This window comes from Duganella sp. CF458, from assembly GCF_900113115.1.
Taxonomy (GTDB): Bacteria; Pseudomonadota; Gammaproteobacteria; order Burkholderiales; family Burkholderiaceae_D; genus Rugamonas.
In genome coordinates this window covers 1-26,695 of record NZ_FOOF01000020.1, presented here as the reverse complement: position 1 = coordinate 26,695, position 26,695 = coordinate 1, and the positions used below count along the sequence as shown (strand labels likewise).

The window sequence follows — 26,695 nt, the reverse complement described above, 5'->3', positions numbered from 1 at the left end:
GAAAAGTGCGCTTTCGGCGTTGGTTTAGCACTAAAGTTTCAAGGGTAACAAGGTTGATACCCCCGCGCAAGGAACAAATCTGGACAAAACTGCTATATAGTTCCTAGCAATGCAAGTACACCATTCAAAACTTGACGCGCTAGTGCAGGAAAAGATCCTGACCGTGACCCGTTGCGGCCTGACGGCGAGCGAGTCCAGCGGCTTTTTCCGCACCGCGATCGGGCTGTATTACCTGGCCAGCCTGATGACCAAGGAGCAGCTTGACTTCAAGGCCTTGGACAAAGCGTTCAACCGCTTCGTGTACCGCTCGATTGGCGGTGGGCACAGCATGACCAGCATCCTGCAGTTCATGAGCGGCGCGAAGGTGGTGGAGGTGCTGGAGTCGCCGCGCTTCATGCGCGCCATGGCCGACTACCTGCCGGAGGTGCCGGTGGATTCGATTCCCTTCCTGCTTGGCCTGAACCTGGGCGTGGCAAAGGATATCTCCAAGATCGACGCCCGCGGCCCCGTTGCCGACTGGCTGGAAAAACAACGTATTCTTCGCGAGGGTTCGTAATGGGCGTGCCGGAGAGTCCTGTGCGCGTTTTGATCACGGGGGCCACGACATGGCATGACGACCAGGCGATCCGGCGCGAGTTGAGCGCGCTGGGCAGGGTTGGAACAGTCATTACCGGCGATACGCCAGGTATTGATGCGGTGGCGATTTCGGTGGCCCGCGAGCTGGGCTTCGAGGTCGTTCCGATGAAAAAGAACCGCGCCGATTACAAGGCATTTCCGGGAGAAGGCTGGAAAGGCCTGAACGTGCGGATGCTCGAGATGGGCGTGGACTTGGTGCTGGCGTTCCATGCGGACTTCGATACACCTGGCTGTGCTCGAGGCACCCGTCATGCGGTCGAGCTGGCGCAACAATCGGGAATCGCAGTGCGCGTGTGCCGCGCTTGAGGAAGTCCTATAATGTGGCTTTCCGAACAAGCTGGATAGATCGCCATGAACCGCTACCATAACCCTCTCGACCGTTTCATTACTGGCGCCGACAAGGCCTTGCGTGTGCTGGCTGGCGTGCACTCGGCATCGCGCCCGAATCCGGCGGTGCATGCGGCGGATGCGGAGATGACGGAGCAGGAGCACCGCCATAGCGCGGGCTTGATGCGGGTGAACCATGTGGGCGAGGTGATGGCGCAGGCACTGTACAACTCGCAGGCGCGCTTTGCCAGGAGCGACGAGGCGCGTGCGGCTTTCGATAAGGCCAGCCGAGAGGAAGAAGATCACTTGGCTTGGTGCGCGCAGCGCTTGGCGGAATTGGGCTCGCAACCGAGCTTCCTGAATCCGCTGTTCTATGCTGGCGCGTACGCGCTGGGCACGGCCGCCGCACTGGCGGGCGATAAGCAAAGCCTTGGTTTTGTGGTGGAGACCGAGCGCCAGGTTGAAGCACACCTGGCCAGCCACTTGGACCGATTGCCAGCGCAGGACGCCAAGTCGCGCGCCATCGTCGAGCAAATGCGCGTTGATGAAATCGCGCATGGCAAAGCGGCGGAAGACATGGGGGCTGAGAAAACCCCGCTGCCGATCCAGCTAGCGATGAAGGCCATGTCGAAGGTAATGACCTCAACCACCTACTACATTTAAAACACGCCGGCAGCCTTCAGAACCAACCCGATGATCGCTACCAAGTTCGTGACTGTCAGGCCAGCAACCCAATAGATCAGTTTTTCGAAGTCTCTACGTAGCTGAAGTTGTTCTGCGTGCATTTCGTTAAATCGTTCATCGACTTTGCCTCGCAGAAGAGTGAGCTCTTCCTTTAAAGTATCCACAGTCACCTCTAGCTTGACGATTCTCGGTTCGTAGTCCATTGCACCCTCCCGCTCGACTGTGGTTAGACTCTGCCGCAGTTTGCGGTGGGAGGCTTTGAGCTTGGACAGGGGCGAGTGCAGAAAGTTCCGCGTCAGCTGTCCGATCCCAGTTCGCTGTTGAGTAATGCCTGGTATTCGGTCAGGGCCAGGGCACGCGGCGTGCCTTCGCTTTCCCACTCAATGGCGTTGTCGACGCGTTTGATCACGGCGGGCAAGGTGGCGATCCAGTCGTCCTTGCGCAGCAGCCGGCGGCCGGCGGAGATCAGTTCTTCGGACGGCGCTGCGTGCCAGCTGATATGGCGCACCAGGTTCAGGGCGAACGGTGGACAGGTCAGCGATTCGAATGCGAGGGCGCCGACCTGGCGGCCGGTCAGCTTCAAGGCGCTGCGTTTGAACCATACGTAGGCCAGCGCAAGGAATGCGGTGACGTAGAACAGCAAGATGCCGGCCGCGATAGCCAGGTTGCCGTAGCGGGAAAACAAGCCAGCAGGAATAAGGCCGAACAGGGCCAGTGCCATCAGCCAGACAAACGGCGCCAGCACTTTGTAGGGGCCGAATGGCGGCGGCGTCCAGCGTTGCGCGGCAGGGGCTGCGGCGAGCAGCTGCTGCTTCCAGCGCAACGGGAATACCGGGCGGTGCGGCAGCAGCGGATTCGGCACGAACGGTTCCTTGCCGCGCAGGGTGTAATGCTCCGCGCCGAAATGCAGCGACCAGCGGCCGCCCAGGGTAGCCGCCAGCACGCCTTCATTCGAATGCAGCAGCCGCGCCGAGTCGTACAGGTAGAGGCCCACCATGGCCGCTACCAGCAGGATTTCGGCGTGGAGTGCGTTCAATTGCTGCTTTCTTTCTTTTTGAACAGCGACTTCAGGCCCGCCAGGACTGCAATGCCGCCCACCGCAACCAGTTTCCACATCTTGGCCAGGAAGAGGGCAGCGGCAGCCCAGAAGCCTTTTTTGGTGGCGATGACAGCGGCGCCGCCGGTCACCAGCGCGGCCAGGCCGAATTCGGCAACGTGGTCGCCTGGCTTGAACTCAGAGTACTTTTCGCCATCGTTGTAATCGAAGCCGGTCAACACTTTGCGGAAGCTCGCCACGTCGGCGTCCAGCGTTTCGGGCGACGACACCAGGGTCGCGCTCATCACGCCGCTGCGTCCCAACAGGCGGATCGTGTAGTTCAGCGAAATGCCGTTATCCGAGCGGACTTTCAGGCCCCATTCCAGTTGCTTGGTCTTTTCGTCGTAGTGCGGCGGAACGTACCAGCCTTCTGTGTACAGGGCGCCCATGCCGAGGCGCTTGCGCTCTTCGTTGGCCGGGCCATCGCTGTCCTTCAGGGTTTTCAGCAAAGCGTCGGCATCGATCTTGTCGCCTTCCTTCACATAGCCGCTTTGGTCGAAGGAGAAGGTGGCCCACCAGCCGCCTTCCATATCCAGGATGGTGTAGTTGCCGTCTTCCGGCAGGTTGCCGGTGAGTTCCAGGAAGCGGCGCGAGTTCTTATCGTCCAGGAACTGGATCTTGTCGCTTGGCGTTTTCAGCGTGGCCTTGGACGCGATGGATTCGGCGCGCGGGCCAGTGTGCCAATCCAGTTTGTTGAATTCTGCCTTGCGCTGTTCGGCAGTCATGTCGGCCATGGCAAATACCGGCACCAGCGCAAGCGCAATCACCCAGTTACGAATCTTCATTGTTATTTCCCCGTTGAGTTTTTTTTTGGATAAACCCAAGAGGATAGCAGTTCGATACCCTTTCAAAATGCGCGCTTTCTCACATCCGCAGGCTGCGTTCGATGGCGCCGGAAGCGGCGGCCTTCAACAGGCGCTGGAATTTCGGGCATTCGGCATGACTGGGCGCGGGGCAGGCAGCGGCGTGGCGCAGGCCTTCGCTCATTGCCTTCAGGCGCCTGGCCAGCGCCTCGATTTGTTCTGCCTTGGCCAACAGGAAGGCGCGGTCGATGGAGGTGCCGCCTTCGGGCGTGAACATCGCGCCGATTTCGTCGAGCGACAGACCGGCTGACTGGCCGAGCGAAATGATGGCCAAAGTGTCAAGCACGCCGGGCGCGTAGGTGCGCCGCAGGCCATGGCGGCCGGCCGGCTTGATCAGGCCTTTTTTCTCGTAATAGCGCCGCGTCGAGGCCGCCATGCCCGAGCGCTGCGCGACTTCGGCGATATCCATCAAAAATTCCTTGACTTGAAGTTGACTTCAACTTCTACAGTGTGCACATCAACCAGGGAGATTGCAATGGAAATCATCATCATCGGCATTGGCGCCACCATCGTTTTTGACTTGTGGCTGGTGCTGCTCAAGCGCATGGGCGTGAAGACCATGAACATGGCCTTTATCGGCCGCTGGGCCGGGCACCTGGCGCAAGGCCGCTTCGCGCATGACTCGATTGCCGCATCGCCGGCGGTCAGCGGTGAGCATGCACTGGGATGGCTGGTGCATTACGCGACGGGCGTGGCGTTTGCCGGCGCGCTGGTGGCGGTGGCGGGCCAGGGCTGGCTGCATGCGCCCAGCATCGGACCAGCGCTGGCAGTCGGCATGGCAACCGTGGGTGCCCCGCTGTTCGTGATGCAGCCTTCGATGGGACTCGGCGTGGCCTCAAGCAAGACGCCGACGCCGCTGAAAAACTGCCTGCGCAGCCTGGCGAATCACACTGTCTTTGGCCTTGGCCTTTACCTTTCCGCCTTACTCATCAAAGGAATTTCGCAATGAAGAAACTCGCAGTCATTTACCACAGTGTCAACGGCCACACGGAACATATCGCCTCGCACATCGCGCAGGGCGCGGCCAGCGTGACGGGAACGGAAGTGCATGTCTTGAAGGCTTCGGAGCTGGCCGGGGCGCCGGACGCGCTGCTGCAATACGATGGGGTGCTGCTTGGTTCGCCGACCTACCTGGGCGGCGTGTCGGGCGTGTTCAAGACCTTCATGGACGCGACCGGAAAAATGTGGCGCACGCAGCAACTGAAGGGCAAGCTGGCGGGAGGCTTCACGGTGTCGTCGCTGCCGGCCGGCGACAAGCAATCGACGCTGGTGTCGATGTTCACCTTCTGCATGCAGCATGGGATGATCTGGTCCGGCAATCCGATCCTGCCGGAGCAGCATGCGGGCGTGCCTTACGACGAAGCGGCCAATCGCCTCGGTTCGTGGTCCGGCATGATGGCGCAGGCCGGGCATGGAACGGCGGCGCATGAATTCGCCGCCGGCGACATCAAGACCGCCCGCATGTTCGGGCAGGGCTTTGCCGAAACGCTGCTCAGGCTTCGATGATTTCGAAGGTGTGGGTGATTTGCGCCGTCTTGGCCAGCATGATGCTGGCGGAGCAGTACTTGTCGTGCGACAGGGTGATGGCGCGGTCAACCACTTCCGGCTTCAGGTCCTTACCGGTGACGACGAAGTGGAAGTTAATCTTGGTGAAGACCTTTGGCTCGGTTTCGGCGCGTTCGGCTTGCAGCACCACTTCGCAACCGCGGACATCGGCGCGGCCCTTTTTCAGGATCAGCACCACGTCATAGGCGGTGCAGCCGCCGGTGCCCAGCAACACCATCTCCATCGGACGCGGTGCCAGGTTATGGCCGCCGCCTTCCGGGGCGCCGTCCATGGCAACCATGTGACCAGAACCGGTCTGGGCGCGGAAACTCATGCCCGATGGGCCATTCCAGCTGACTTTAACTTCCATTGAACTCTCCGTTAAATGCGTCCGGGCATTATACGGTCATCATGTATTTCTCGCTCTTCATGCGCCGCTCGGTATACCAGACGCACAGCATGGCCAGCAGCAGGCTGCTGAAGAAGGTTTGCAGGAAGGGCAGCATGCCGATGCTGCCGCCCTTGGCCAGCTCGCGCAGCAAGGTCTGGTTGGACAGCACGGGAACCATGTACATCCACCAGCTATTGGTCAGGTTCATCATCGGCACCAGGATCACCGGCACCAGCGGCACGATCATGGTGAAGCTGACCAGGGTCTGCGCCTCCTTGAACGAGCGCGCGTTGATGGCCAGCGCAATTTCCAGCGCCGCTGCGAACAGCGACAAGGTGGCGGAGGCCAGGCACACCATCGCCAGGTCGCGCCAGCCCAGGCGCCAGGACAGGCCGATTTCCTCCAGCGGCAGCCATTTCAGGATGCCGTGGGCAATGGCCAGTTCCAGCGTGATGCCGACAATCGACAACAGCGAAGCGGCCAGCCATTTGCCGATGATCAGGTCGGACGGGCGCAGCGGCTGCGCCATCAGCACTTCCAGCGAGCGCCGCTCGCGTTCGCCGGCCGTGCTGTCCACCGCAGTGCTCATGCAGAACATGAAAGCCGGGATGAAGAAGATGCCCAGCATGGTGCTGATGGTATTGGCCGAACGCGAGGCGCTGGTGCCGGCGTCGTAGCGCTGCACCAGCACCGGGTTCAAATTGACCGGCGACACGCCGTGCGCCAGCAGGCGCGCGCTCGCGATATTGCGGCTGTAGTCGCGCAGCACATATTCCACTTCATCGATCTTGCGCGAACTGTCGGAGGCCGAATCGAACCATAGCTCGACGCGTGCCGGGCGCATGGCGTGATAGTTTTCCGCGAACTCCGGCGTCAGGCGCAGCACGGCTGTCGCGGTCTGCTTCCGCACCAGGGCGCTGATCTCTTCCTCGCCCATCGGCTCCAGCTCGGTGATGTTCACGTTGCGCTGGCGTAGCTGGTTCATCAGCGTCGGCGCCTGGTCGCTGCCGATCACCGCGATCTCCACGCCTTCGCGTTCAGGCTTGGTGGCACGGTCGATCTGCCGGTGCAGCATGAAACCGACCAGGATGGGATACATCAGCACGAACAGCAGCAACAGGCTGAGGGCGCGGCGGTCGCGCAAGGTTTCCACCAACTCCTTGCGCAGCACGATGGGGAATTTCATTTTCATAGCTCGATGCCCTCCTCGGTGCCCACCAGGCGCACGAAAGCGTCTTCCAGGCTTGGCAAGCCGGCTTGTTCGCAAAGCTGTTGCGGCGTGCCTTGCGTGACCGTGGTGCCGTTGGCGATCACGATCACGTCGTCGCAGGAGTGGATCACCTCCTGCATCACGTGGGTGGCCATGATCACGCAGCAACCGTCCGCTTTCAGCGCGGCCAAGGCGCGGCGCAGGGCGCGCGTGCTCATCACGTCCAGACCGCGGCTTGGCTCATCGAGCAGCAGGTGGCGCGGGCGGTGCAGCAGGGTACGCGCCAGGGCGACCTTGATGCGCTGGCCCTGCGAGAAGCCCTTGGCGCGGCGGTCGATGATGTCTTCCAGCGACAGCAGCTCGGTGACTTCCTTGGTGCGCTGTTCGATCGCGCTGTCTTCCATGTCGTTCAATTCGCCGAAGTAGCGCAGGTACTCGCGCGTGGTCAGCCGCTCGTACAGGCCGAATTGGTCGGTCAGCACGCCGACGTTGCGGCGCACCGCCATCGGGTCGATGGCGGGATCGACGCCGTCGATGGAAATGGTGCCGTGGTCGCGCTGCAGCAACCCGACCAGGGTGCGCAGCAAGGTGGTCTTGCCGGCGCCGTTCGGTCCCAGCAGGGCGGTGATGATGCCGTCGCGCGCGGTGAAACTGGCGCCGGCCAGCGCCTGCACCTTGCCGAAGCGCTTGCAGAGGTTTTGGACTTCGATCATGGCTGTGGCCCCGCGCTATTGAGCTGGAAGGTCGGCGCCGGAATCTCGTTGAGGCATTCCGCCTTCAACGGTGTGTCCGGCTGGTCGAGGAAGCCGCGCAGCAGACGCGGCATGCACCCCAGCGGCGACACGATATGGCCGCCGTTCTTGACGATCAGGTGCTGGGCATTTTTCATATACTTGCGTGCGGCTTCGGCGCGGCGCGGCGGCGTGACCGGATCGAGCGCGCCGGACATCAGCAGCACCGGCGCCTCGATCGTCGCCGGCTCCTTGTAAGGCACGGCCGGTACCGACATGGTCTCGCACATTTTCCCGATGCGCATGATCTGCGGCGCGCCGAGGAAGGATCCCTTGGTGTCCTGTTCCAGCAGTTGCGGCGTCAGGCGCGGGAAGTCTTCGGCGCATACCACGGCCAGGTGCAGCGGCATGGCCGGCCCGCCCTCGGAGGAAAAGTCGCGCGACACATTGCTGCGCGCGATGAATGGCTGCCAGCGGTCCTGGTAGGCGCTGTGAATCAGGAAGGGCAGGCGCCGGCTGTCCGCCTGCGAATACAGGATGTTATGCACGGTGCCGATGAAGCGCATGCTGGTCATTTCGACCTTGGTGACTTCGGCCGTGCGCGGATCGGGCAGGGTCAATGATTGAGGCGACTTGGCCAGGCGTCCCGCCAACGCCTCGAACTCGGAGCGCAGGCTGGGGAAAGCGGTGGCGCAGACCCGGTCGTCGGCGCATTGCTTGAACAGGGCGTCGAGTGCCGCTTGCGCATCGTGCGCGCCGGCCGGCACCACCTGGTCGGGCGCCGCCACGCCATCCAGGACCATGGCGCGCACGCTGCCGGGGTACAAGCGGGCATAGGCCTGGGCCAGCCGGCTGCCATAGGAGCCGCCCCACAAATTGATGCGGCCATAGCCCAGGGCGCCGCGCACGGCTTCGATATCGCGCGCCGCCTGCTCGGTGGTATACAGGTTGAAGCGCTTGTTCAGGCCTTTGATGCAGGCGCGGGTTTCGGCCAGCAGTTCGTCTTCCGAGGCCGTTTCGGCATTCTTGCCGGGTTTGCAATCAAGCTTGCCGGACAATCCAGTGCCGCGCTGGTCGATCAGCACGATGTCGCGCGTGGCGCGCACCTTGCGGAAGGTGGTATTCAGCAGCGGCACCAGGTCGGAGCCTGCCTCGCCCGGGCCGCCGGCCAGCAGGAACAGCGGATCGCGCCGGGCCGATTCGCGCAGGGCGGGGGCGACGGTCACGTGCAGGCTGAGCGTGGCGCCGGCGGCGTGGTGGTCGAGCGGGACCGTCAGCCGCAGGCAGCGCAGGAATTCCTCGGTGCCGGGCAGGTGGCAATCCTTGCCGGGCTGGGCCAGGGCAAGGGCCGGCGCCAGTGCCAACAGCGAGGCCAGCATGAGCGATCGCATGGCGGTCTCCTCTTGTGATTCTGGGCTTCCATAGTAGCTCGGCAATATCTGCTTAGCAACGGCAACCCGATACAGGGCGGGGTTGACCCTGCGGGCCGGGCCGGGCTATAATCATCAGCTTTCCTTTTCGCTCGGGAAATAAACAAGAAGGCTGCGTCCGCTGAAACATAGGGGCGGAACCACCGATAGAGCGTTTTTTATCTTTCACAGAAAGTTCAAACATGAAAACTTTTTCCGCTAAGGGCCATGAAGTCCAGCGCGATTGGTTCGTGATTGACGCGACGGACAAAGTCCTCGGCCGTGTTGCCAGCGAAGTGGCACGCCGACTGCGCGGCAAGCATAAGCCAGAATTCACCCCTCACGTTGACACCGGCGACTTCATCGTTGTCGTGAACGCAGGCAAACTGCGCGTGACCGGTACCAAAGCAACCGAGAAGACCTACTACCGTCACTCCGGTTACCCAGGCGGCATCTACGAGACCAACTTCCTGAAGATGCAACAGCGCTTCCCAGGCCGCGCCCTGGAAAAGGCAGTGAAAGGCATGCTGCCGAAGGGTCCTCTGGGCTACGCCATGATCAAGAAGCTGAAAGTGTACGCTGAGGGTTCCCACCCACACGCTGCCCAGCAACCTAAAGCACTCGAATTCTAAGGAACTGACATGATCGGTAACTACAACTACGGCACCGGCCGTCGCAAGAGTGCAGTTGCTCGCGTGTTCATCAAAGCTGGCACCGGCCAGATCATCGTGAACGGCAAGCCAGCAGCTGAGTACTTCTCCCGTGAAACCGGCCTGATGGTGATCCGTCAGCCGCTGGAACTGACCGGCAACGTTGAACGTTTCGACATCAAAGTCAACGTGCACGGCGGCGGCGAGTCCGGCCAGGCAGGTGCAGTGCGTCACGGCATCACCCGCGCACTGATCGACTACGATGCAGGCCTGAAGGGCGACCTGGCACGTGCCGGCTTCGTCACTCGCGATGCACGTGAAGTTGAACGTAAAAAAGTTGGTCTGCGCAAAGCACGTCGCGCAAAGCAATTCTCGAAGCGTTAATCTTTACGCTCTCGTACAAAAAGCCGCTGGTCTCCAGCGGCTTTTTTTATTTTTGCCTTAAAATGGCCCCCTCGTATAATTTTTACTTCGCAAGGAAGAGATCATGATCAAAGTAGGCATCGTCGGCGGCACTGGTTACACGGGTGTGGAACTGCTGCGACTGTTGGCCGCACACCCAGAAGTCGAACTGACCGCGATCACCTCGCGCAAAGAGGACGGCTTGCCGGTGGCTGAGATGTATCCTTCCCTGCGCGGCCGCGTGAACATCGCTTTCTCCTCGCCCGACAAGGTCGACCTGACCCAATGCGACGTGGTGTTCTTCGCCACCCCGCACGGCGTGGCGATGGCGCAAGCGCCTGAGCTGCTGGCCAAGGGCGTGAAAGTGATCGACCTGGCTGCGGACTTCCGCATCAAGGACCGCGCCGTGTTCGAAAAGACCTACAAGATCGACCACACCGCGCCCGAGCTGCTGGAGCAAGCCGTGTACGGCCTGCCGGAGCTGAACCGCGACGACATCAAGAAGGCGACGCTGATCGCCAATCCTGGCTGCTACCCGACCACCATGCAGCTGGGCTTCGTGCCGCTGCTGAAGGCAGGCCTGATCGATGCCGGCCACCTGATCGCCGACTGCAAATCCGGCGTGTCCGGCGCTGGCCGCAAGGCGGAAATCGGCACCCTGTTCTCCGAATCGTCGGACAACTTCAAGGCTTACGGCGTGAGCGGCCATCGCCACACCCCGGAAACCGCGGCCCAGCTGCAGCGCTATACCAGCGAGAAGGTCAACCTGATCTTCACGCCGCACCTGACCCCGATGATCCGCGGCATGCACTCGACCCTGTACGCGCGCCTGACCAAGGAAGTGAGCAACGAAGCGCTGCAAAAGCTGTTCGAAGACGCCTACTCCAACCAGCCCTTCGTCGACGTGATGCCGTGGGGTTCGCACCCGGAAACCCGCAGCACCCGCGGCGCTAATATGCTGCGCCTGGCGCTGCACCGTCCGGACAATGGCGACACCCTGATCGTGCTGGTGGTGCAGGACAACCTGGTAAAGGGCGCCTCCGGCCAGGCTGTGCAGTGCATGAACCTGATGTTCGGCCTGGATGAGGGCCTGGGCCTGCAAACCATCGCCCTGATGCCTTAAGTGGAAGCAGGCGTGGAGAAGGCACGCGTGCCGTTGCTGGTGCGCGTGTTTGGCCTGGCTGCGGTCCTGGTCGCCGGCGGCGTGCTGGTGATGTGGGGCGTCGACTTGGGCCAGCGGGTAGTCGGCGTGTCGAAAGGCGAGTCCGGCCCTAGCGTTGCCAAACAACTTGCGGCCGCCGAGCTGGAGTTGGCGCGCGTGTCGGCTGAGCGCGATGAACTGGCAGCGAAGCTGAAAGCAGTCCCAGCCGCAGTGGCGGCGCCGCCCGCTTCCTCAGCCGAACTGGCAAGATTGCAGGCCGACCTGGCGTTGCTGGAAGAGGCGCTAGCGCCAGCGAAGGCCGGTTCAGGGTTGCTCATCCGCGGCATGCAAGCCCGCATGGCTGCGCCCAAGCTCTTGCATTACACGGTTTTGCTCCAATATGGTGCGAAGAAGAAGGGCCCATCCGCCTTCGCCGGCCGGCTCAAGCTGGCGGTCGCTGTGATCCAGGATGGCAAGAAAGCGGTGCTCGAATACCCGAAAGACAGCGCCGAGCGCTACGACCTGAAAGTGGATCGCTACCAGCGCATCGACGGCACGCTGGAAGTGCCGGAAGGCGCCAAAGTGGTGGCGGTCAAGGTCAGCCTGTCGGAAAACGGCAAAGTCGTTGCCGATGAGACAAGGACCGTGCGCAGCCTCTAAAGCGGCCAAGTCCGGCATGGACTATAATGGGACAACTGATTTTAAGTAGGAGTAACACATGACTGCAGTAGCCGAAGACGTGATTCCGGCACCGATCGTTTTCACCGACGCCGCGGCCGAGAAAGTAGCGCAACTGATCGAAGAGGAAGGCAATCCGGACCTGAAGCTGCGCGTATTCGTGCAGGGTGGCGGTTGCTCCGGCTTCCAATACGGCTTCACCTTTGACGAAATCGTCAACGAAGACGACACCACCATGGTGAAAAACGGCGTCCAGCTGTTGATCGACTCGATGAGCTACCAGTACCTGGTAGGCGCCGAGATCGACTACAAGGACGACCTGGAAGGCGCGCAATTCGTGATCAAGAACCCATCCGCAACGTCGACCTGCGGCTGCGGCTCCTCCTTCTCCGTCTAAGCAATCCACTACGGCTCAGCCCGTGTCCCACCATGGGGTCACACCCGAAATGAGACACGGTCTCTGCTGCTGAATTGTCGAGCCCGTGTCTCAAATGGGGTGTGACCCCATGGTGGGACACGGGCTCTGCCGTTAACGGGGATATAAGGCGCCGAGGATGCGCTCGCCTCGGGCGCCGGTGACTGAAGGAAGGTTGCCGGCTTGGCGTTCGTCGAAGCGATGCGCCAGCCAGGCGAATACCATCGCTTCCACCCGGTTGGGCGGTACGCCCAGTGCATCTGTCGATTCTACTTTGGTGGTCCCGCCCAGTTCTGCCTGGATCTCGCGCATCAGCGTGGCGTTGTAGGCGCCACCCCCGCAAACATGGAGTGCATCTGCCTCGTGCGGGGCGATTTCGCGCGCCAGCGTGACCGCCGTCAGGCGAAGCAGGGTGAACATCACGTCTTCCGGTTTTGCTGCGGAGAAGGGCGCAAGGCGGGCGTTCAGCCAGTCGGCGTGGAACAGGTCGCGGCCGGTACTTTTCGGGGCGGGCAGGGCGAAATAGGGCTCGGACAGCAGCGCGGCCAGCAGGCCGGGCACTTCCTTGCCGGTAGCGGCCCAGGCGCCGTTGTCATCGAATTCGACGCCTTTGTGGCGCGAGATCCAGCCATTCATCAGCACATTGCCAGGGCCGGTGTCATAGCCGCCGACGGTGCCATCCCCGTGCAGCAGCGAGATATTGGCGATACCGCCGATATTGGCCAGCACGCGCATCTTTCCTTCCTTGCCGAACAGGGCTCTGTGGCCAGCCGGCACCAGCGGAGCCCCTTGGCCGCCTGCCGCCACATCGCGCGAGCGGAAGTCGGCAACCACGTCGATGCCGCTCAGTTCGGCCAGCAGGGAGGCGTTGATGATTTGGCGGGTGAAGCCGAGCTCGGGGCGATGGCGGATTGTTTGCCCATGCGCTCCGATGGCGCGCACGTCGGCCGATTTCATTTCGGCCTTGGCCAGCAGTTCGGCCACGCAGTCGGCGTAGAGCTCGGCCAGCTTGTTGGCGGCCAGCGCCTCGCGTTCGATTTCGTTTGCTGATGCGGCCTGCAGCGCCATCAGCTCGTCGCGCAGCGGTGGCGGGAATTCCACGTAGGCTGCCGACATGGTGCGCGCGGCCCCGGCCCAAAAGTCCACGAGGACGCCATCCACGCCGTCCAGGCTGGTGCCCGACATCATTCCGATATATAAGCTCATGGTCCTATTGTAGTGCGGGCTCGGTTGAGTCAAATAAAAAAAAGGCGCACATTTGTGCGCCTTTTGTCCGTTTGACAGACCTGGCACCGACTTTTACTTGGCTGCGAGGTTGCTGGTGTTGCTGTTCGGACGCAGCAGCGCGAAGCGGTGGATCATGTCGCCGGCCACCGATTTGAAACGGGCCAGCTCGCCCGTGGTCAGCGGTGCTTGCGCCGTGATGTTCAGCTTGTTCGGGTCCTTGGCTTCGCCTGCGACACGGAATTCATAGTGCAGGTGGGCGCCGGTCGACCAGCCGGTGGTGCCGACGTAGCCGATGATGTCGCCCTGGCTGACCTTGGCGCCTTTTTTCATGCCGGAGCCAAAGCGGCTCATGTGCGCATAAGCGGTGGTGTAGTTGGCCCAGTGCTTGATCACGATTACGTTGCCGTAGCCGCCTTGCACGCCGGCGAAATCGATCACGCCGTCGCCCGCTGCGCGGATCGGGGTGCCGGTCGCGGCAGCGAAGTCGGTGCCTTTGTGCTGTTTCCAGTTGCCGGAGATCGGGTGCGAGCGCATGCCGAAGCCGGACGAAATACGCGAGAACTCCAGCGGCGATTTCAGGAAGGCTTTCTTCAGCGATTTGCCGTCGAAGCTGAAGTAGCCGCCGCCCGATTTGGTCAGCGGATCTTCAAACCATACGCTTTGGTACGTGGTGCCCTTGTTGGTGAATTCACCAGCCAGGATGCGGCCGGCACGCACGAACTCGCCGTCCTGCCAGAAAGTTTCGTACACCACGTTGAAACGGTCACCGCGCTTCAGGTCGGAACGGAAGTCGATATTGGTGGAGAACATTTCAATGATCTGCGCGACGACGGTGTCGGGCAGGCTGCTGCCGTCGGAGCTCGAGTCGGTCGCGGCATACAGGGAAGAGGTGATTTCGCGCGCGCGCATTTCGACGCGGCGTTCCAGTTTCGCGGCGGTCTCTTCAGCCGTGAACTCTGCGTCGCCCGAACGGGAGACCATAATATTCTTGACGGGGTTGTCTTTGCCGTCCACAACGGTGGCCTTCAGCCACAGCAGGTTGCCGTTGTCGTCGGTCTGCGCCTGCACGCGTTTGCCGCTGCGCAGCTGCATAATGGCGCGCGCGGTCTTGTCTTTCTTGATGAAGTTTTCTGCAGCGTCGTCTTCCACGCCCAAACGATTGAGCAGCGTCGCGAGCGTGTCGCCGGCGCGGATCTTTTCTTCGTGGACGTATTTCTGGGAAACTTCTTGCTGCTGCAGGGCGGTAATCTGCGAGGACAAGTCAGGTAACTGGATATCCTGGGCAATGGTCTTCACGGGCAGGTCGCTCGCGTCGGGCGCGAGCGGAGCCACGCCAGCAGCGCCAAAAGCGCAGACGGCGAGGAAGATCGCCGATGCGCTAATGATTCGCGACTTACGCGTCGAACCGAGCAGATTGTGCAAGCGTGAGCTTGTGAACTTGTTTATAGGGTTCATGCAATCAGTTAAAATTTGCCGCTTGAACTTTTAGGATTCTTGGTATTTTGTTCTAAGTTGTTGATTTAATTCGTTTTCATCGGGCAAGATTGATGGGATCGGGCATTATAACAAAGTCCTGAGCCGTGCCAACAATTTGAGAGAATTTCGCAAAAAATGGATACAGACAAGAAAATCCTGCCGCTGACCGACAGCGTCCAGGAAGCCCTCGCCATCACCAAACGTGGTGTGGACGAGCTCATCATCGAAAGCGAATTCGCCCAAAAGCTGGCGCGCTCGGAAAAGACCGGCGTGCCGTTGCGCATCAAATTAGGCTTGGACCCGACCGCTCCGGACTTGCACTTGGGACACACCGTGGTGTTGAACAAGATGCGCCAGTTGCAGAACCTGGGCCACCAGGTAATCTTCCTGATCGGCGACTTCACTTCGATGATCGGCGATCCATCGGGCCGCAACGTGACCCGTCCGCCGCTGACCCGCGAGCAGATCGAGCTGAACGCCCAGACATATTTCAAGCAGGCATCGCTGGTGCTGGACGCGGCCAAGACCGAAATCCGTTACAACTCGGAATGGTGCGATCCGCTGGGCGCGCGCGGCATGATCCAGTTGTCCTCGCGCTACACCGTGGCGCGCATGATGGAGCGCGACGATTTTTCCAAGCGTTTCAAGAATGGCACCCCAATCTCGGTGCACGAGTTCCTGTACCCGCTGATGCAGGGTTACGACTCGGTCGCGCTGAAGGCTGACCTGGAACTGGGCGGCACCGACCAGAAGTTCAACCTGCTGGTGGGCCGCGAGCTGCAAAAGGATTACGGCCAGGAGCAGCAGTGCATCCTGACCATGCCGCTGCTGGAAGGCCTGGACGGCGTCGAGAAGATGTCCAAGTCCAAGAGCAACTATATTGGTATCACCGAGCCGGCCAACACCATGTTCGCCAAGGTGATGTCGATTTCGGACGTGATGATGTGGCGTTACTACGACCTGCTGTCGTGGCAGTCGATCGAGCACATCGCCGGCCTGAAGAAGGCGATTGAGGGCGGTGCCAATCCGCGCGACGCCAAAGTGGCGCTGGCGCAGGAGATCGTGGAGCGCTTCCACTCGCGCCAGGCGGCGGAAGAGGCGTTGGCGGACTTCGTCAATCGTTCCAAGGGCGGGATTCCGGATGATGTGCCGGAAGTGGCACTGTCCGGCGCGCCGGTTGGCATTGGCCAGCTGTTGAAGCAGGCTAACCTGTGTGCTTCGACTTCCGAGGCGCTGCGCATGATCGACCAGGGTGGTGTGCGTATCGACGGCACTGTCATCAGCGATAAGGCGCTGAAAATTGAGGCAGGCACCTTCGTGATGCAGGTTGGCAAGCGCAAGTTCGCTAAAGTGACCCTGTCGGCATGATCGGGCTGCTGCAGCGGGTTACTTCGGCCAAGGTCGTTGTCGATGGCGAGACGACCGGCGCTATCGACGGCGGTCTGATGGTGCTGGTGTGCGCGGAGAAGGGCGATACGGAGAAGGAGGCGGACCAGTTGCTGGCCAAGCTTTTGTCGTATCGCGTGTTTTCCGACGATGCTGGCAAAATGAACAAGTCAGTGACCGATGTGGCGGGCGGGCTGCTGCTGGTGCCGCAGTTTACGCTGGCGGCGGATACCAATTCGGGCACCCGGCCTTCGTTCAGCCCGGCGGCCGCGCCGGCGGATGGCAAACGGCTGTTTGAGTATTTTGTTGCGCAGGCGCGTGCCAAGCATGCGGTTGTGGGAACGGGCGTGTTCGGGGCGGATATGAAGGTGTCGCTGACCAATGATGGGCCGGTGACGTTTTGGTTGCAGGTGAGTCCTAGAACATAAAACCGGTAAGCCTGGGTCAGACCCGAGGGTCTGACCCAGTCAGCGCAGCTGCTGGAGGTGTTGGTTCTAGGCTCTTGATCTTCGTCGAAAGTCAAAAGCCTCTAACCCACCCCCAGGCAGTCGAGCAGACGGGGTCTGACCCTTGGGTCAGACCCTGGTTTACCGGTTTCAAAAAAAGCAGCTGGGAGATAAAGATGAAAATCTGGAGCGATTCATTCAAGAATGGCGCAGCCATCCCCGGCGAGTTTGCCTTCGCTGTGCGCGACAAAGCCACGAAAGTGCGCCTGTCGTCCAATAAGAACCCTCACCTGGCCTGGTCCGAAGTCCCATCAGGCACCGAATCCCTGGTCCTGCTCTGCATCGACGGCGACGCTCCCACCGACGGCACGCACGTCAACCAGGAAGGCCACACGCTGCCAAGAGCGATGCCGCGCGCCGACTTCTACCACTGGTCCCTGATCGATATCCCGACCACCCGCACCAGCATCGCGGCCGGCGAATTCTCGAAAGCGGTGACGCCAAAGGGCAAGACGGCCAGCCTGCCAGCGCCCCTGCGCCAAGGCATCAACGACTACACCGGCTGGTTCGCCAGCGACAAGGGCATGGCCGGCGACTATTACGGCTACGACGGCCCATGCCCGCCATGGAACGACGAGCGCCCCCACCATTACGTTTTCCGCCTGTACGCGCTGGACATCCCGCGCCTGGAGCTGGAAGGCCGTTTCACCTGCCTGGACGTGCTGCAAGCCATCCACGGCCATATCCTCGACGAGGCGCAGGTGATCGGCAGCTACTCGCTATTTGAATGACAAAAATCCTGCTGATCCGCCACGGCGAAACCGCGTGGAACGCCGCGCGCCGCCTGCAAGGCCACACCGATATCCCCCTGAATGAAGAAGGTGAGCGCCAGGCCAAAGCGCTGGCCCGCGCGCTGGCTGCCGAAAAGCTGGACGCTATCATTTCCAGCGACCTGGGACGCGCCCTGCAAACCGCGCAGGCTGTGGCCGCGCACCATCTCCACCTGCCGCTGCACACCGACCCAGGCCTGCGCGAGCGCGGCTACGGCGCCTTCGAAGGCCTCTTATATACAGAGATTGCCGAACGCTATCCGGTTGAATTCGCGGAATGGCAGGCGAGGGACGTGGATGCGGTGATGCCGGCCGGCGGCCGCGTGGCCGAAAGTTTCCGCCAGTTCTATCAGCGCTGCCAGGACGGCATTGCGCGCTGGGCCGAACGTTACCCGCAGCAATCCATCCTGGTCGTGGCCCACGGCGGCGTGCTTGAATGCGCCTACCGCGCTGCCCGCGGCCTGTCGATCGACGGCCCGCGCGATTTCCAGATCAAGAACGCCAGCATCAATCGCTTTACCTTAAATAAAGGGGTGTTGTCGCTCGACCAATGGGGGGAGGTCACCCATCTGTCCGCAAGCCTGGACGACATTGTTTAAAAAGTGCTTAGTTTTTGGGCAGTAGATCGGTTAAAATAGCCCCCTTCCCAAGCAGTGTTACGGATTTATCAAGTGAATATCGGACCTCACGAGCTCCGCAATAACGTATTTGTCGCGCCTATGGCAGGTGTGACGGACCGCCCGTTCCGCCAATTGTGCAAGGAGCTGGGTGCGGGCTATGCGGTGTCCGAAATGGCTGCATCCAACCCCCGCCTGTGGGCCAGCGAGAAGTCCTCGCGCCGTACCGACCATATCGGCGAGATGGAGCCCAAGGCAGTGCAGATCGCCGGCGCGGTGCCGGAAGAACTGGCCGACTGCGCCAAGTTCAACGTCGACCGCGGCGCCCAGATCATCGACATCAATATGGGCTGCCCGGTGAAAAAAGTGTGCAATAACTGGTGCGGCTCTGCCCTGTTGCAGCACGAAGACCTGGTCCAGCGCATCCTGGAAGCAGTGGTGCCGGCCGTGAACGTCCCGGTGACCCTGAAGTTCCGCACCGGCTGGAACCGCGAAAACAGGAACGCCCTGCGCATCGCCCGCATCGCCGAGCAAGCCGGCATCCAGATGCTGACGCTGCACGGCCGCACCCGCGCCGACGGTTACACCGGCGACGCCGAATACGACACCATTGCCGCCGTCAAGGCCGCAGTGAAAATCCCGGTGGTCGCCAACGGCGACATCACCACCCCTGAGAAAGCGCGTTATGTGCTCGATAAGACCGGCGCCGACGCCGTGATGATCGGCCGCGCCGCCCAGGGCCGTCCATGGATCTTCCGCGAAATCGACCATTTCCTGCGCACCGGCGAACACTTGCCGGCGCCGCTGGTGGCCGAAGTGCGCAAGCTGATGGACGAACACTTGCAGGCCCATTACGCCTTCTATGGCGAATTCCTGGGCGTGCGCACCGCGCGCAAGCATATTGGCTGGTACGTGCGCGACCTCCCGGGCGGGGAGGAATTCCGGCAGGAGATGAACCGCCTCGAGTCGACCGCAGAACAACTGCGCGCAGTCGACAGTTTCTTCGAATCCCAATGGAAGTACGGCGAGCGGTTACAATACCGCCTCGCCGAAGAACCGCTGGCTGCGTGAACCGCGCCTGCATTGGCAAATAATTAGCAAGATCGATAAAAAATGAGCAAAGAAAGCATTCAGGAAGTAGTCCAGAAAAGCCTGGAAGACTACTTCAATGACCTGGGCGAGCAGCAAGCTTCGAACGTGTACGACATGGTAGTAATGACCGTTGAGCGTCCGATCCTCGAAGTGGTGATGGGCCGCGCCGACGGCAACCAGTCGCACGCAGCCCAGATGCTGGGTATTAACCGCAATACTTTGCGCAAGAAATTACAGGAACACGGCCTGCTGTAAGGCTGATTCCGCGTCCCGGTCCCTATTGGCCGCGACGGGCCGTGGGGGCCGGTTGGTTTGTACAGATTTCCGTAACCTTCCCCCCACAGCTATGATCAAACAAGCTCTCATCTCCGTATCCGACAAGACCGGCGTGCTGGATTTCGCCAAGGCCCTGTCGGCCATGGGCGTCAATATCCTGTCCACCGGCGGTACCGCGAAACTGCTGGCCGATAACGGTGTGCCGGTCACCGAAGTGGCTGACTACACCGGTTTCCCGGAAATGCTGGATGGCCGCGTGAAGACGCTGCACCCGAAAGTGCACGGCGGCATCCTGGCCCGCCGCGACTTCCCTGAGCACGTCGCCAAGCTGGAAGAGCACAGCATCCCGACCATCGACATGGTGGTGGTGAACCTGTACCCATTCCAGGCGACCGTGGCCAAGGCCGAGTGCTCGCTGGAAGACGCGATCGAGAACATCGACATCGGCGGCCCGGCCATGCTGCGTTCCGCTGCCAAGAACCACAAGGACGTGGTGGTGATCTGCGATCCGACCGACTACGGCGTGGTGCTGGCGGAGATGAAGGGCACCGATAACGCCCCAGGCTACGTATCGTACGAAACCCGCTTCAACCTGGCCAAGAAGGTCTACGCGCACACCGCGCAGTACGACGGCGCCATCACCAACTACTTCTCCAGCCTGGGCCCGGACCGCAAGCACGAAACCCGTTCCGCCTACCCGGCAACCCTGAACGTGGCCTTCGAAAAAGTGCAGGACATGCGCTACGGCGAAAACCCGCACCAGTCGGCAGCCTTCTACCGCGACCTGGCTCCGGTTGCCGGCGCGCTGGCCAGCTATCGCCAGCTGCAGGGCAAGGAACTGTCGTTCAATAATATCGCCGACGCCGATGCAGCGTGGGAGTGCGTGAAGTCCATGGGCTCCACCGCCTGCGTGATCATCAAGCACGCCAACCCATGCGGCGTGGCCCTGGGCGCGAGCGCACTGGAAGCCTACCAGCGCGCGCTGAAGACCGACCCGACCTCCGCTTTCGGCGGCATCATCGCCTTCAACGTGGAAGTGGACGGCGCAGCGGCCACTGAACTGGCCAAGCTGTTCGTCGAAGTGCTGATCGCTCCTTCCTTCACCGCCGAAGCGCGCCAGATCATGTCGGCCAAGCAGAACGTGCGCCTGCTGGAAATTCCAAAGGGCGAAGGCGTGAACGCCATGGACTTCAAGCGCGTGGGCGGCGGCCTGCTGGTGCAGTCGGCCGACGCCAAGAACGTGCTGCAGTCGGAACTGCGCGTGGTGACCAAGCTGCAGCCTACCCAGCAGCAGCTGGCGGACCTGATGTTTGCATGGCGCGTGGCCAAGTACGTCAAGTCGAACGCCATCGTGTTCTGCGGCGGCAATATGACCCTGGGTGTGGGTGCTGGCCAGATGTCCCGTATCGACTCCGCGCGCATCGCTTCGATCAAGGCGCAGAATGCCGGCCTGTCGCTGGCTGGTTCCGTGGTCGCTTCCGACGCATTCTTCCCGTTCCGCGACGGTCTGGACGTGGTGGTTGATGCAGGTGCCACCTGCGTGATCCAGCCGGGCGGCTCCATGCGCGACCAGGAAGTGATCGACGCCGCCGACGAGCGCGGCGTGGTGATGCTATACACCGGCACCCGCCACTTCCGCCACTAAGTACTTCAAGCAATCTTTGTCCACCTCGGGGTCAGGAACAAAAGTGGACATTTTTTGCTAACAAGCAAAAATTGTCCACTTCCGTTCCTGACCCCGAGGTGGACAAAAGGTACAATCCGGGAATGATTATTCTCGGCATCGACCCCGGCTTGCGCACCACTGGCTTTGGCGTCATCCAAAAAGTGGGCAACAAGCTGCGCTACATCGCCTCCGGCACCATCAAGAGCGGCGAGGGTGACCTGCCGCAGCGGCTGAAAGTCATTCTGGATGGGGTGGCTGAAGTGGCCGCCACTTACAAGCCCGATTGCGCAGCAATCGAAAAAGTCTTCGTCAACGTCAATCCGCAATCCACGCTGCTGCTCGGCCAAGCCCGCGGCGCCGCAATCTGCGCCCTAGTTACGCACGAGCTCAAAGTCGCCGAATACTCTCCGACGCAGTTGAAGCAAGCGGTAGTCGGCACCGGTCGCGCCACCAAGGCGCAGGTGCAGGATATGGTCGCGCGCTTGCTGGCGCTGCCCGGACTGCCCGGCACCGACGCCGCCGATGCCCTTGGCATCGCCATCTGCCACGCCAACAGCCAGGCCACGCTGGCCATCGTCACCAACGCCCATCCCGCTCTGTCCGGCCTGCGCATGAAGCGCGGTCGCCTGGTGGGTTAACCGCATCCCAAGGAAGAACATGATCGGACGTCTCACCGGCATCCTGCTCGAAAAGAACCCCCCGCAACTGCTGGTAGACGTGCAGGGCGTCGGCTATGAAGTCGACGTACCGATGTCCACTTTTTACAACCTGCCCGGCGTCGGCGAGAAGGTCAGCCTGTTCACGCATCTGACGATCCGCGAAGACGCGCACCTGCTGTTCGGTTTCGGCAATGCCGAAGAGCGCGCGGTATTCCGCCAACTGATCAAGATCAGCGGCATCGGCGCGCGCACCGCGCTGTCGATCCTGTCCGGCCTTTCGATCGCCGACCTGGCGCAAGCCGTCACGTTGCAGGAAGCTGGCCGCCTGGTGAAGATCCCTGGCATCGGCAAGAAGACCGCAGAACGCTTGCTGCTGGAATTGAAGGGCAAACTCGGTGCCGACATCGGCGCCGCTGGCGCGCATCCGGTACACGACTCGCAATCCGACATCCTGAATGCTCTGCTGGCGCTGGGATACTCCGACAAGGAGGCCCTGCAGGCGTTGAAGACCGTTCCCGCGGGTTCCTCGGTCTCAGACGGCATCAAGCAAGCGCTCAAAGCTTTGTCGAAGGGCTGATTGTCGCTCCCGCATTTCGCATACTGGAGATGAGATGAAGATTGTGCGGCTTGAGGAAGCGGCATCCGGTCCGCTGGATTGCGAAGAGAATGCATTCACTTCCAGCGAAGTGTTCGACATTCTTCTCGTCGATGGAAAAATTCGCCTGACTGCGCGCAATGTCGAACAGTTCACCAAGACGTATGCGGCAGAGGAGGCACCGACCGAGGACGTCGAGTCGTACGGGGCATTTGTAAACGGTGCACTGGCCGGGAAGATCGATCTTACGACGGCTTGGAACGACCTCGGATCAATTGAACAAATCGTCGTTGCGCGCGGTCTTCGCCAGCATGGCATTGCAACCGGCTTGATCGACTTCGCGAAGTCGTGGGCGGTTGGCAAGCAACTTAAAGGCCTGCGACTCGAGACACAGACCAACAACGTCGCAGCCTGCAAACTGTATTTGCGAAACGGATTCGAGATAGGAGGCTTCGACCGGTTCGTTTACCGCACCCAGGAGGAAGTCGCCAATGAAACCGCACTCTATTGGTATTGGTTTCCTGAGCGGCAGAATTCTAAAAATAACTGAACGCCACATGAAATCGAATGTCCGCAAGACGCTCCTCTCCTTGTTGTTGTGTAGCCCAATGCTTGCAAGCGCGGGTTCCAAGACTTTGTCGGTCGCATTCTTCGATTACTCGAACGGAGTCGGCAAAACATCATTCAAAGCGCTGCGGGCGAGCGGCTACGAACATCAGTGCTGGCATGAGAGCTTCGTGGAAATCGAAGGCATTGACACTGCCTATATTGAAAAACCGCCAGCGAGCCTTCAAAGCGATTTGCTGCTACGCGCAGTACGCGGCGACGCTAGCGCTGCCGAACAGTTTCGCCAGCAGCTAGAAAAAACGAGGCTTGATGGAGCCTATGCATTCGTCCCTGATCCATCGGGGAAGTACGCTACCATCTATGGCCTGGGTTACCAGACGATTTCCGTAACGTCGTCGGCCTCTGTACGTCTCCCGGTGGACGGCAATCCGATCGCTAACAACACCTTCTCGAAGCGCCTGTGTGAAGCTGGCAAGGCAATGGATTGAAAAGAACATGCGAACAGTGAAAGGGACAACCTATGGCTGAATTGATGAACACCGAGGAATTTGTTCGATTCGAACGGAAGTGGAAGTTTGTTTTCACTTCTTTTGCTGTCGTCTTCGTTGCTGCGCTACTGGATCACCTGCTGCGCTCCCCTCATGGTGTCGAGGCATTCTGGTGCTATTCATTGGGTCTGCTCTCTGTAGTCGTTTGCTTCTCGGCCGCTTACAAACTTCGCGATGCTGCGCGAAGCGACGGCGTAATTGGTGGCCTGGACCTCCTAGGCGAAGACTTGTCCGTTGGTGACCTCGATGATTAGGCCAAATCCCTTCGTCAACCGGATCGCTACATCAATGCGCTTTACAGCGTCCGGTTACGTCCCACGTTTGGCTGCAAATCCATGAGTGCTAAGTTCAGCTTTATTTTCCGTGGCAACTGGCGCTGGGTTCACGGTGCGTTATGGGTTCACTTACCGGTTGCAAATGCCCCTGGCGAGTTTTTTCCTCCTGCTCCGCCTGAAACTTCGCACAAGGGGTTTGCTGTACTGAATGTGGCTTTCGACGAGTACGAATTTCAATTCTGCTCACGCGCTCACATCGATCATTACATCGATGTGCTTTCTCGCAAACCATTACCGACTTCACGAGCGCTTTCTAGACTTTGTGGGAAGGATTGGGGGCCGAATCAGCATTGGCTTAGCCGCCTTCCCGCAAAACTCAAGGCGCCGAAGAATCGAGCGCGCTTGGTCGAGGTGCTAATAGCCGCGCGCAAGTTCGCCGACGAACATGCGCCCAACAATGCATTCCAACCGGCGCCGCAGGCGCAGAGGAATTGACGCGTTAGGGTATTTTTCCATGGAACTAAGTCTCTCTTTCATCGATAACGGAACTGGGCACAATGACATCGTGCTGCGTTTCGCGGGGAATGAACAAATCTGCGATTCCTATTACTTGGTTATCGATGATTCCCCACCTCTGGAAGGGGAGGGAGTCGCTAAAATTCGAGCAATCTTGCGGCGCCTGCTTAAGCAGTGGCAGGACACACTGGAACACCTGGTTGTTTCTGAAGTCGCTTTTTTGCCATACGACTTTTCTGACCAATACACTGGCTGGTTACGATGCACTGCTACGAGCGAAGGATTCGAAATTGTGCAAGGCTGGTCAGATATTGAAGGCTGGTCTTTCGCGCCGTCGAACATCGGCTCGCTCCTTCGCGACCTCAAAGGTTTTCGTGCGGATGGACCGAGCGTTCAAACATCTCGCCGTGAACTGATGGATGCTCTCAATGCGTCGTTATCGCACATGACTCTGCCCAACCAATGAATCCAGCGATAATGTGCATGCGGACGGCTTGCGCGTTGTCCGCTTCAACCGCTGGTTATCCTGCTCGTTTGTAAGCCATGCACCCGTTCGTATTCACTGCTAACCCTGCCGAGTTGGCGTTTATTTCCGGTCTCGATTATGGCCAAGATAAAGCAAGGCATTACGCTGAGCTAAACAAACTAGTCTTTGAGCATCAAGGGAAATTCAAGGATGGTGAGTTCTGGTTCCCCTTAGAGGTCATCGAGTTGGGCGCTAACTCGATCAAGCCCGGGCATGAACGGGAGTTCGTTATTTGTTGTTTGCTTGTGCTGTCCGCGATTGATTCGGGCCATTGCTTGTCTCACGACAGGGAAAGCAAATATGCAGCCATCGAACCAATGCTTTTTCAACTGCCTGATGAATTTGCAGGCCTTTTAATGGAAGCTTATGCCGCTGATTACTAACTTTTCGTTCAACTGGATGGCCCAATTCTGCTCTTTGGGCTTCCTACGCGCCTGCGGGACTGCCGCCGCACGCAACCTTCAATGTCGGGCCGCATGAGACCACAGATTCTCTTGTCCGCTCTCCTGCTTTCGCCGCCGCAAGCGGCGCTTGCCCAGGATTGCGTGCGAATCGCTTGTGGTCAAGAGGATCAGTGCGAGACCACGCCGTCACGACTGACGGCGGCACTTCCACCAGGCCTCGAGATTAAATCGATTCGTGGCAACACCAAGATCGCCCGCGACGGCGATGCGGCGTTACTGGAGTGCCGCACCGCGAACCGTCTCCCCGCTGTGGTGTCGGCAGACCAAGCAAGCATCTACGGCTCTGTGCACGTAGTAGGAAAACTCATGGTGCCAGGCATTTTGAGGTTCGAACCAAACGATGGTGGCGAGTTGGAGTTTCGTCCGGCACTTGGTGTGTTCCATGGTGCGGGGCGGTTCTTCAAGGCGAACTTCACACGGATCAAGCTCGATGAAGCCAAACCGTCCGTAAGGATCGCGCCGCCGGAGAGTCTTACAAGAGCGAACTGCTGGGAAGCAAACGCCAGTGCCGAATTGTCTGACTTCTCCGTTCTGATTGGTGATACGTCTGCAGCCGGCACTTACGCCCAACAAGCACGGATAACTCAGGTTGGCGGCTTCGCCAAGTGCACCTGGGGTGGTGATTGAGGCCTAACCTTCCATCGAAGGATCTCGTCCGTCGGGCCAAACCGCCGCCTCTCATTACAAACGTCACCTTCAGCGATGCTAAATAGCCCATCAAAGTTGGCCCTTGCCTTCTTCCTCGGCATGGCGCTGATTGCGACTTTTCGACTGCGAAAAGAATCTGCGCCATCTCAGACCAGAGAATGTGTGGCGCAAAAAAACTTGTCGGCCAAGCTATAGAAACACCGAAGTTTGCGAGTCTTTCGCACCGGGCATATCAGAAGGCGAACTTATTTTTCGGCTGGGCCAACCTGTCGCCGAGAGGGGTGTGTCACTCTATTTCGAAGCTGGTGCCACGGAGCATGGCCCGATAGAAGTGGAACTCGATGAAAGTCGACATGCGAAGCGCTATATATGTCGTCCAGGCGCCTGACCATTTGCCTGGTTGGACGCATTTCGTCGCCACTGAACACGGTGCCCGTGTTGCATGACCAGGCAATGATCTCACGTGTCCAACGGTGAACATCAGTGCACCCTTCCATGGCGATGCAGGCCAGGATGGCGGCTCACCGCATGAACCGTGAACGCGCTTTAGCCGGGTTAATGCTGATCTCGGTCGAAATGTTTTCGCCATTCCCATTTGCTGTTAAAGTGTAAGCGTAAAGCCAGCGCCGTCTGGACGTAAGAATCGCTCCCAGCCATGATCGAATTTTGGCACAGCAGTTGTGCCCACAAATTCAATTATGGA

The 26,695-nt window shown here is 60.2% G+C and carries 36 protein-coding genes; 26 read left to right on the top strand and 10 right to left on the bottom strand.

The window, feature by feature from the left end:
• Positions 1–109 precede the first annotated feature (109 nt).
• The 3 genes from BM269_RS25195 to coq7 are packed head-to-tail and all read left to right on the top strand — an operon-like array spanning position 110 to position 1,626.
• A complete protein-coding gene (locus BM269_RS25195; protein WP_090443947.1) occupies positions 110–556 on the top strand; it encodes a hypothetical protein in 447 nt (148 codons plus the stop codon).
• 20 nt (positions 557–576) lie between these two features.
• Positions 577–942, top strand: a complete 366-nt coding sequence (locus BM269_RS25190) for an SLOG family protein (protein ID WP_170860483.1) — start codon at positions 577–579, stop codon at positions 940–942.
• Positions 943–987: 45 nt separating this feature from the next.
• Positions 988–1,626, top strand: coding sequence for a 2-polyprenyl-3-methyl-6-methoxy-1,4-benzoquinone monooxygenase (coq7, locus tag BM269_RS25185; protein WP_090443941.1), 639 nt, complete (start codon positions 988–990; stop codon positions 1,624–1,626).
• On the opposite strand, the gene BM269_RS25180 is transcribed toward coq7, so the two are convergent.
• The 4 genes from BM269_RS25180 to BM269_RS25165 all read right to left on the bottom strand — a co-directional run bounded on the left by BM269_RS25180 (position 1,623) and on the right by BM269_RS25165 (position 4,015).
• Positions 1,623–1,850 (bottom strand): hypothetical protein, encoded by a 228-nt coding sequence (locus tag BM269_RS25180; RefSeq protein ID WP_090443938.1) that lies wholly within the window; start codon positions 1,848–1,850, stop codon positions 1,623–1,625. The two genes, coq7 and BM269_RS25180, sit on opposite strands and share 4 nt — an antisense overlap.
• Positions 1,851–1,942: 92 nt before the next feature.
• Positions 1,943–2,683 carry a hypothetical protein gene (locus BM269_RS25175; RefSeq protein WP_090443935.1) on the bottom strand — a complete coding sequence of 247 codons (741 nt, stop codon included), beginning with the start codon at positions 2,681–2,683 and terminating at the stop codon, positions 1,943–1,945.
• Entirely contained in the window at positions 2,680–3,528 is an 849-nt protein-coding gene (locus BM269_RS25170) for a DUF2167 domain-containing protein (protein ID WP_090443932.1), read from the bottom strand. The genes BM269_RS25175 and BM269_RS25170 overlap by 4 nt, the downstream gene beginning before the upstream one ends.
• A gap of 79 nt (positions 3,529–3,607) precedes the next feature.
• Positions 3,608–4,015, bottom strand: coding sequence for a helix-turn-helix domain-containing protein (locus BM269_RS25165; protein WP_090443929.1), 408 nt, complete (start codon positions 4,013–4,015; stop codon positions 3,608–3,610).
• A gap of 66 nt (positions 4,016–4,081) precedes the next feature.
• Here BM269_RS25165 and BM269_RS25160 point away from each other — a divergent pair, with 66 nt between their 5' ends.
• Positions 4,082–4,555 carry a DUF2938 domain-containing protein gene (locus BM269_RS25160; RefSeq protein WP_090443926.1) on the top strand — a complete coding sequence of 158 codons (474 nt, stop codon included), beginning with the start codon at positions 4,082–4,084 and terminating at the stop codon, positions 4,553–4,555.
• Positions 4,552–5,112, top strand: a complete 561-nt coding sequence (locus BM269_RS25155; protein WP_090443923.1) for a flavodoxin family protein — start codon at positions 4,552–4,554, stop codon at positions 5,110–5,112. The genes BM269_RS25160 and BM269_RS25155 overlap by 4 nt, the downstream gene beginning before the upstream one ends.
• On the opposite strand, the gene BM269_RS25150 is transcribed toward BM269_RS25155, so the two are convergent.
• From BM269_RS25150 to BM269_RS25135, 4 genes are read right to left on the bottom strand one after another with little or no spacing between them, the layout of a single operon-like run.
• Complete coding sequence (locus BM269_RS25150) at positions 5,099–5,521, bottom strand: OsmC family protein (protein WP_090443920.1); 423 nt, start codon at positions 5,519–5,521, stop codon at positions 5,099–5,101. The two genes, BM269_RS25155 and BM269_RS25150, sit on opposite strands and share 14 nt — an antisense overlap.
• Before the next feature lie 28 nt (positions 5,522–5,549).
• On the bottom strand, positions 5,550–6,734 hold the full coding sequence (locus tag BM269_RS25145) for an ABC transporter permease (protein WP_090443917.1): 1,185 nt from the start codon (positions 6,732–6,734) through the stop codon (positions 5,550–5,552).
• Complete coding sequence (locus BM269_RS25140) at positions 6,731–7,465, bottom strand: ABC transporter ATP-binding protein (protein WP_090443914.1); 735 nt, start codon at positions 7,463–7,465, stop codon at positions 6,731–6,733. Before BM269_RS25140 ends, BM269_RS25145 begins: the two co-directional genes overlap by 4 nt.
• Complete coding sequence (locus BM269_RS25135; RefSeq protein WP_090443912.1) at positions 7,462–8,874, bottom strand: alpha/beta hydrolase; 1,413 nt, start codon at positions 8,872–8,874, stop codon at positions 7,462–7,464. Before BM269_RS25135 ends, BM269_RS25140 begins: the two co-directional genes overlap by 4 nt.
• A 221-nt stretch (positions 8,875–9,095) precedes the next feature.
• Between BM269_RS25135 and rplM the strand changes: the two genes are divergently transcribed.
• The 5 genes from rplM (at position 9,096) to erpA (ending at position 12,160) form a co-directional block, all read left to right on the top strand.
• Positions 9,096–9,524 (top strand): 50S ribosomal protein L13, encoded by a 429-nt coding sequence (gene rplM, locus BM269_RS25130; RefSeq protein ID WP_028102306.1) that lies wholly within the window; start codon positions 9,096–9,098, stop codon positions 9,522–9,524.
• A gap of 9 nt (positions 9,525–9,533) precedes the next feature.
• Positions 9,534–9,926: a 30S ribosomal protein S9 gene (rpsI, locus tag BM269_RS25125; protein WP_028102305.1), complete on the top strand. Its 393-nt coding sequence runs from the start codon at positions 9,534–9,536 to the stop codon at positions 9,924–9,926.
• Positions 9,927–10,029: 103 nt separating this feature from the next.
• The gene (gene argC / locus BM269_RS25120; protein WP_090443910.1) at positions 10,030–11,067 is read left to right on the top strand and encodes an N-acetyl-gamma-glutamyl-phosphate reductase; all 1,038 of its coding nucleotides are present in this window, start codon (positions 10,030–10,032) and stop codon (positions 11,065–11,067) included.
• A gap of 12 nt (positions 11,068–11,079) precedes the next feature.
• Positions 11,080–11,745 carry a DUF6776 family protein gene (locus BM269_RS25115; protein ID WP_139232868.1) on the top strand — a complete coding sequence of 222 codons (666 nt, stop codon included), beginning with the start codon at positions 11,080–11,082 and terminating at the stop codon, positions 11,743–11,745.
• A 58-nt stretch (positions 11,746–11,803) separates the two neighbouring features.
• Complete coding sequence (erpA, locus tag BM269_RS25110; protein WP_028102302.1) at positions 11,804–12,160, top strand: iron-sulfur cluster insertion protein ErpA; 357 nt, start codon at positions 11,804–11,806, stop codon at positions 12,158–12,160.
• Between the two features lie 132 nt (positions 12,161–12,292).
• On the opposite strand, the gene BM269_RS25105 is transcribed toward erpA, so the two are convergent.
• Both BM269_RS25105 and BM269_RS25100 read right to left on the bottom strand, forming a co-directional pair.
• Positions 12,293–13,384: an anhydro-N-acetylmuramic acid kinase gene (locus tag BM269_RS25105; RefSeq protein WP_090443904.1), complete on the bottom strand. Its 1,092-nt coding sequence runs from the start codon at positions 13,382–13,384 to the stop codon at positions 12,293–12,295.
• A gap of 93 nt (positions 13,385–13,477) precedes the next feature.
• On the bottom strand, positions 13,478–14,860 hold the full coding sequence (locus tag BM269_RS25100) for a M23 family metallopeptidase (protein ID WP_090443901.1): 1,383 nt from the start codon (positions 14,858–14,860) through the stop codon (positions 13,478–13,480).
• A gap of 156 nt (positions 14,861–15,016) precedes the next feature.
• Between BM269_RS25100 and tyrS the strand changes: the two genes are divergently transcribed.
• The 16 genes from tyrS to BM269_RS25025 all read left to right on the top strand — a co-directional run bounded on the left by tyrS (position 15,017) and on the right by BM269_RS25025 (position 25,971).
• Positions 15,017–16,249: a tyrosine--tRNA ligase gene (tyrS, locus tag BM269_RS25095; RefSeq protein ID WP_090443898.1), complete on the top strand. Its 1,233-nt coding sequence runs from the start codon at positions 15,017–15,019 to the stop codon at positions 16,247–16,249.
• On the top strand, positions 16,246–16,695 hold the full coding sequence (gene dtd / locus BM269_RS25090) for a D-aminoacyl-tRNA deacylase (protein ID WP_090443895.1): 450 nt from the start codon (positions 16,246–16,248) through the stop codon (positions 16,693–16,695). Before tyrS ends, dtd begins: the two co-directional genes overlap by 4 nt.
• 194 nt (positions 16,696–16,889) lie before the next feature.
• On the top strand, positions 16,890–17,504 hold the full coding sequence (locus BM269_RS25085) for a YbhB/YbcL family Raf kinase inhibitor-like protein (RefSeq protein WP_170860482.1): 615 nt from the start codon (positions 16,890–16,892) through the stop codon (positions 17,502–17,504).
• Positions 17,501–18,142, top strand: coding sequence for a histidine phosphatase family protein (locus BM269_RS25080; RefSeq protein WP_170860481.1), 642 nt, complete (start codon positions 17,501–17,503; stop codon positions 18,140–18,142). The genes BM269_RS25085 and BM269_RS25080 overlap by 4 nt, the downstream gene beginning before the upstream one ends.
• A 72-nt stretch (positions 18,143–18,214) precedes the next feature.
• Positions 18,215–19,231, top strand: coding sequence for a tRNA dihydrouridine synthase DusB (gene dusB / locus BM269_RS25075; RefSeq protein WP_090443892.1), 1,017 nt, complete (start codon positions 18,215–18,217; stop codon positions 19,229–19,231).
• A 42-nt stretch (positions 19,232–19,273) separates the two neighbouring features.
• A complete protein-coding gene (locus tag BM269_RS25070; RefSeq protein WP_028102293.1) occupies positions 19,274–19,507 on the top strand; it encodes a helix-turn-helix domain-containing protein in 234 nt (77 codons plus the stop codon).
• A gap of 91 nt (positions 19,508–19,598) precedes the next feature.
• On the top strand, positions 19,599–21,173 hold the full coding sequence (gene purH / locus BM269_RS25065) for a bifunctional phosphoribosylaminoimidazolecarboxamide formyltransferase/IMP cyclohydrolase (RefSeq protein ID WP_090443889.1): 1,575 nt from the start codon (positions 19,599–19,601) through the stop codon (positions 21,171–21,173).
• Between the two features lie 122 nt (positions 21,174–21,295).
• Positions 21,296–21,832 carry a crossover junction endodeoxyribonuclease RuvC gene (ruvC, locus tag BM269_RS25060; protein ID WP_090443886.1) on the top strand — a complete coding sequence of 179 codons (537 nt, stop codon included), beginning with the start codon at positions 21,296–21,298 and terminating at the stop codon, positions 21,830–21,832.
• Positions 21,833–21,851: 19 nt separating this feature from the next.
• Positions 21,852–22,430 (top strand): Holliday junction branch migration protein RuvA, encoded by a 579-nt coding sequence (gene ruvA / locus BM269_RS25055; RefSeq protein ID WP_090443884.1) that lies wholly within the window; start codon positions 21,852–21,854, stop codon positions 22,428–22,430.
• Between the two features lie 34 nt (positions 22,431–22,464).
• The gene (locus tag BM269_RS25050) at positions 22,465–22,998 is read left to right on the top strand and encodes a GNAT family N-acetyltransferase (RefSeq protein ID WP_090443881.1); all 534 of its coding nucleotides are present in this window, start codon (positions 22,465–22,467) and stop codon (positions 22,996–22,998) included.
• Positions 22,940–23,503 carry a hypothetical protein gene (locus BM269_RS25045; protein WP_170860480.1) on the top strand — a complete coding sequence of 188 codons (564 nt, stop codon included), beginning with the start codon at positions 22,940–22,942 and terminating at the stop codon, positions 23,501–23,503. The genes BM269_RS25050 and BM269_RS25045 overlap by 59 nt, the downstream gene beginning before the upstream one ends.
• A 32-nt stretch (positions 23,504–23,535) precedes the next feature.
• On the top strand, positions 23,536–23,817 hold the full coding sequence (locus tag BM269_RS25040) for a hypothetical protein (protein WP_090443875.1): 282 nt from the start codon (positions 23,536–23,538) through the stop codon (positions 23,815–23,817).
• Positions 23,818–23,898: 81 nt separating this feature from the next.
• The gene (locus BM269_RS29245; protein WP_139232867.1) at positions 23,899–24,333 is read left to right on the top strand and encodes a hypothetical protein; all 435 of its coding nucleotides are present in this window, start codon (positions 23,899–23,901) and stop codon (positions 24,331–24,333) included.
• A 19-nt stretch (positions 24,334–24,352) separates the two neighbouring features.
• Entirely contained in the window at positions 24,353–24,820 is a 468-nt protein-coding gene (locus tag BM269_RS25035; protein ID WP_090443872.1) for a hypothetical protein, read from the top strand.
• Between the two features lie 77 nt (positions 24,821–24,897).
• Complete coding sequence (locus tag BM269_RS25030) at positions 24,898–25,263, top strand: hypothetical protein (protein WP_090443869.1); 366 nt, start codon at positions 24,898–24,900, stop codon at positions 25,261–25,263.
• A gap of 93 nt (positions 25,264–25,356) precedes the next feature.
• Complete coding sequence (locus tag BM269_RS25025; RefSeq protein ID WP_139232866.1) at positions 25,357–25,971, top strand: hypothetical protein; 615 nt, start codon at positions 25,357–25,359, stop codon at positions 25,969–25,971.
• Positions 25,972–26,695: the final 724 nt, after the last annotated feature.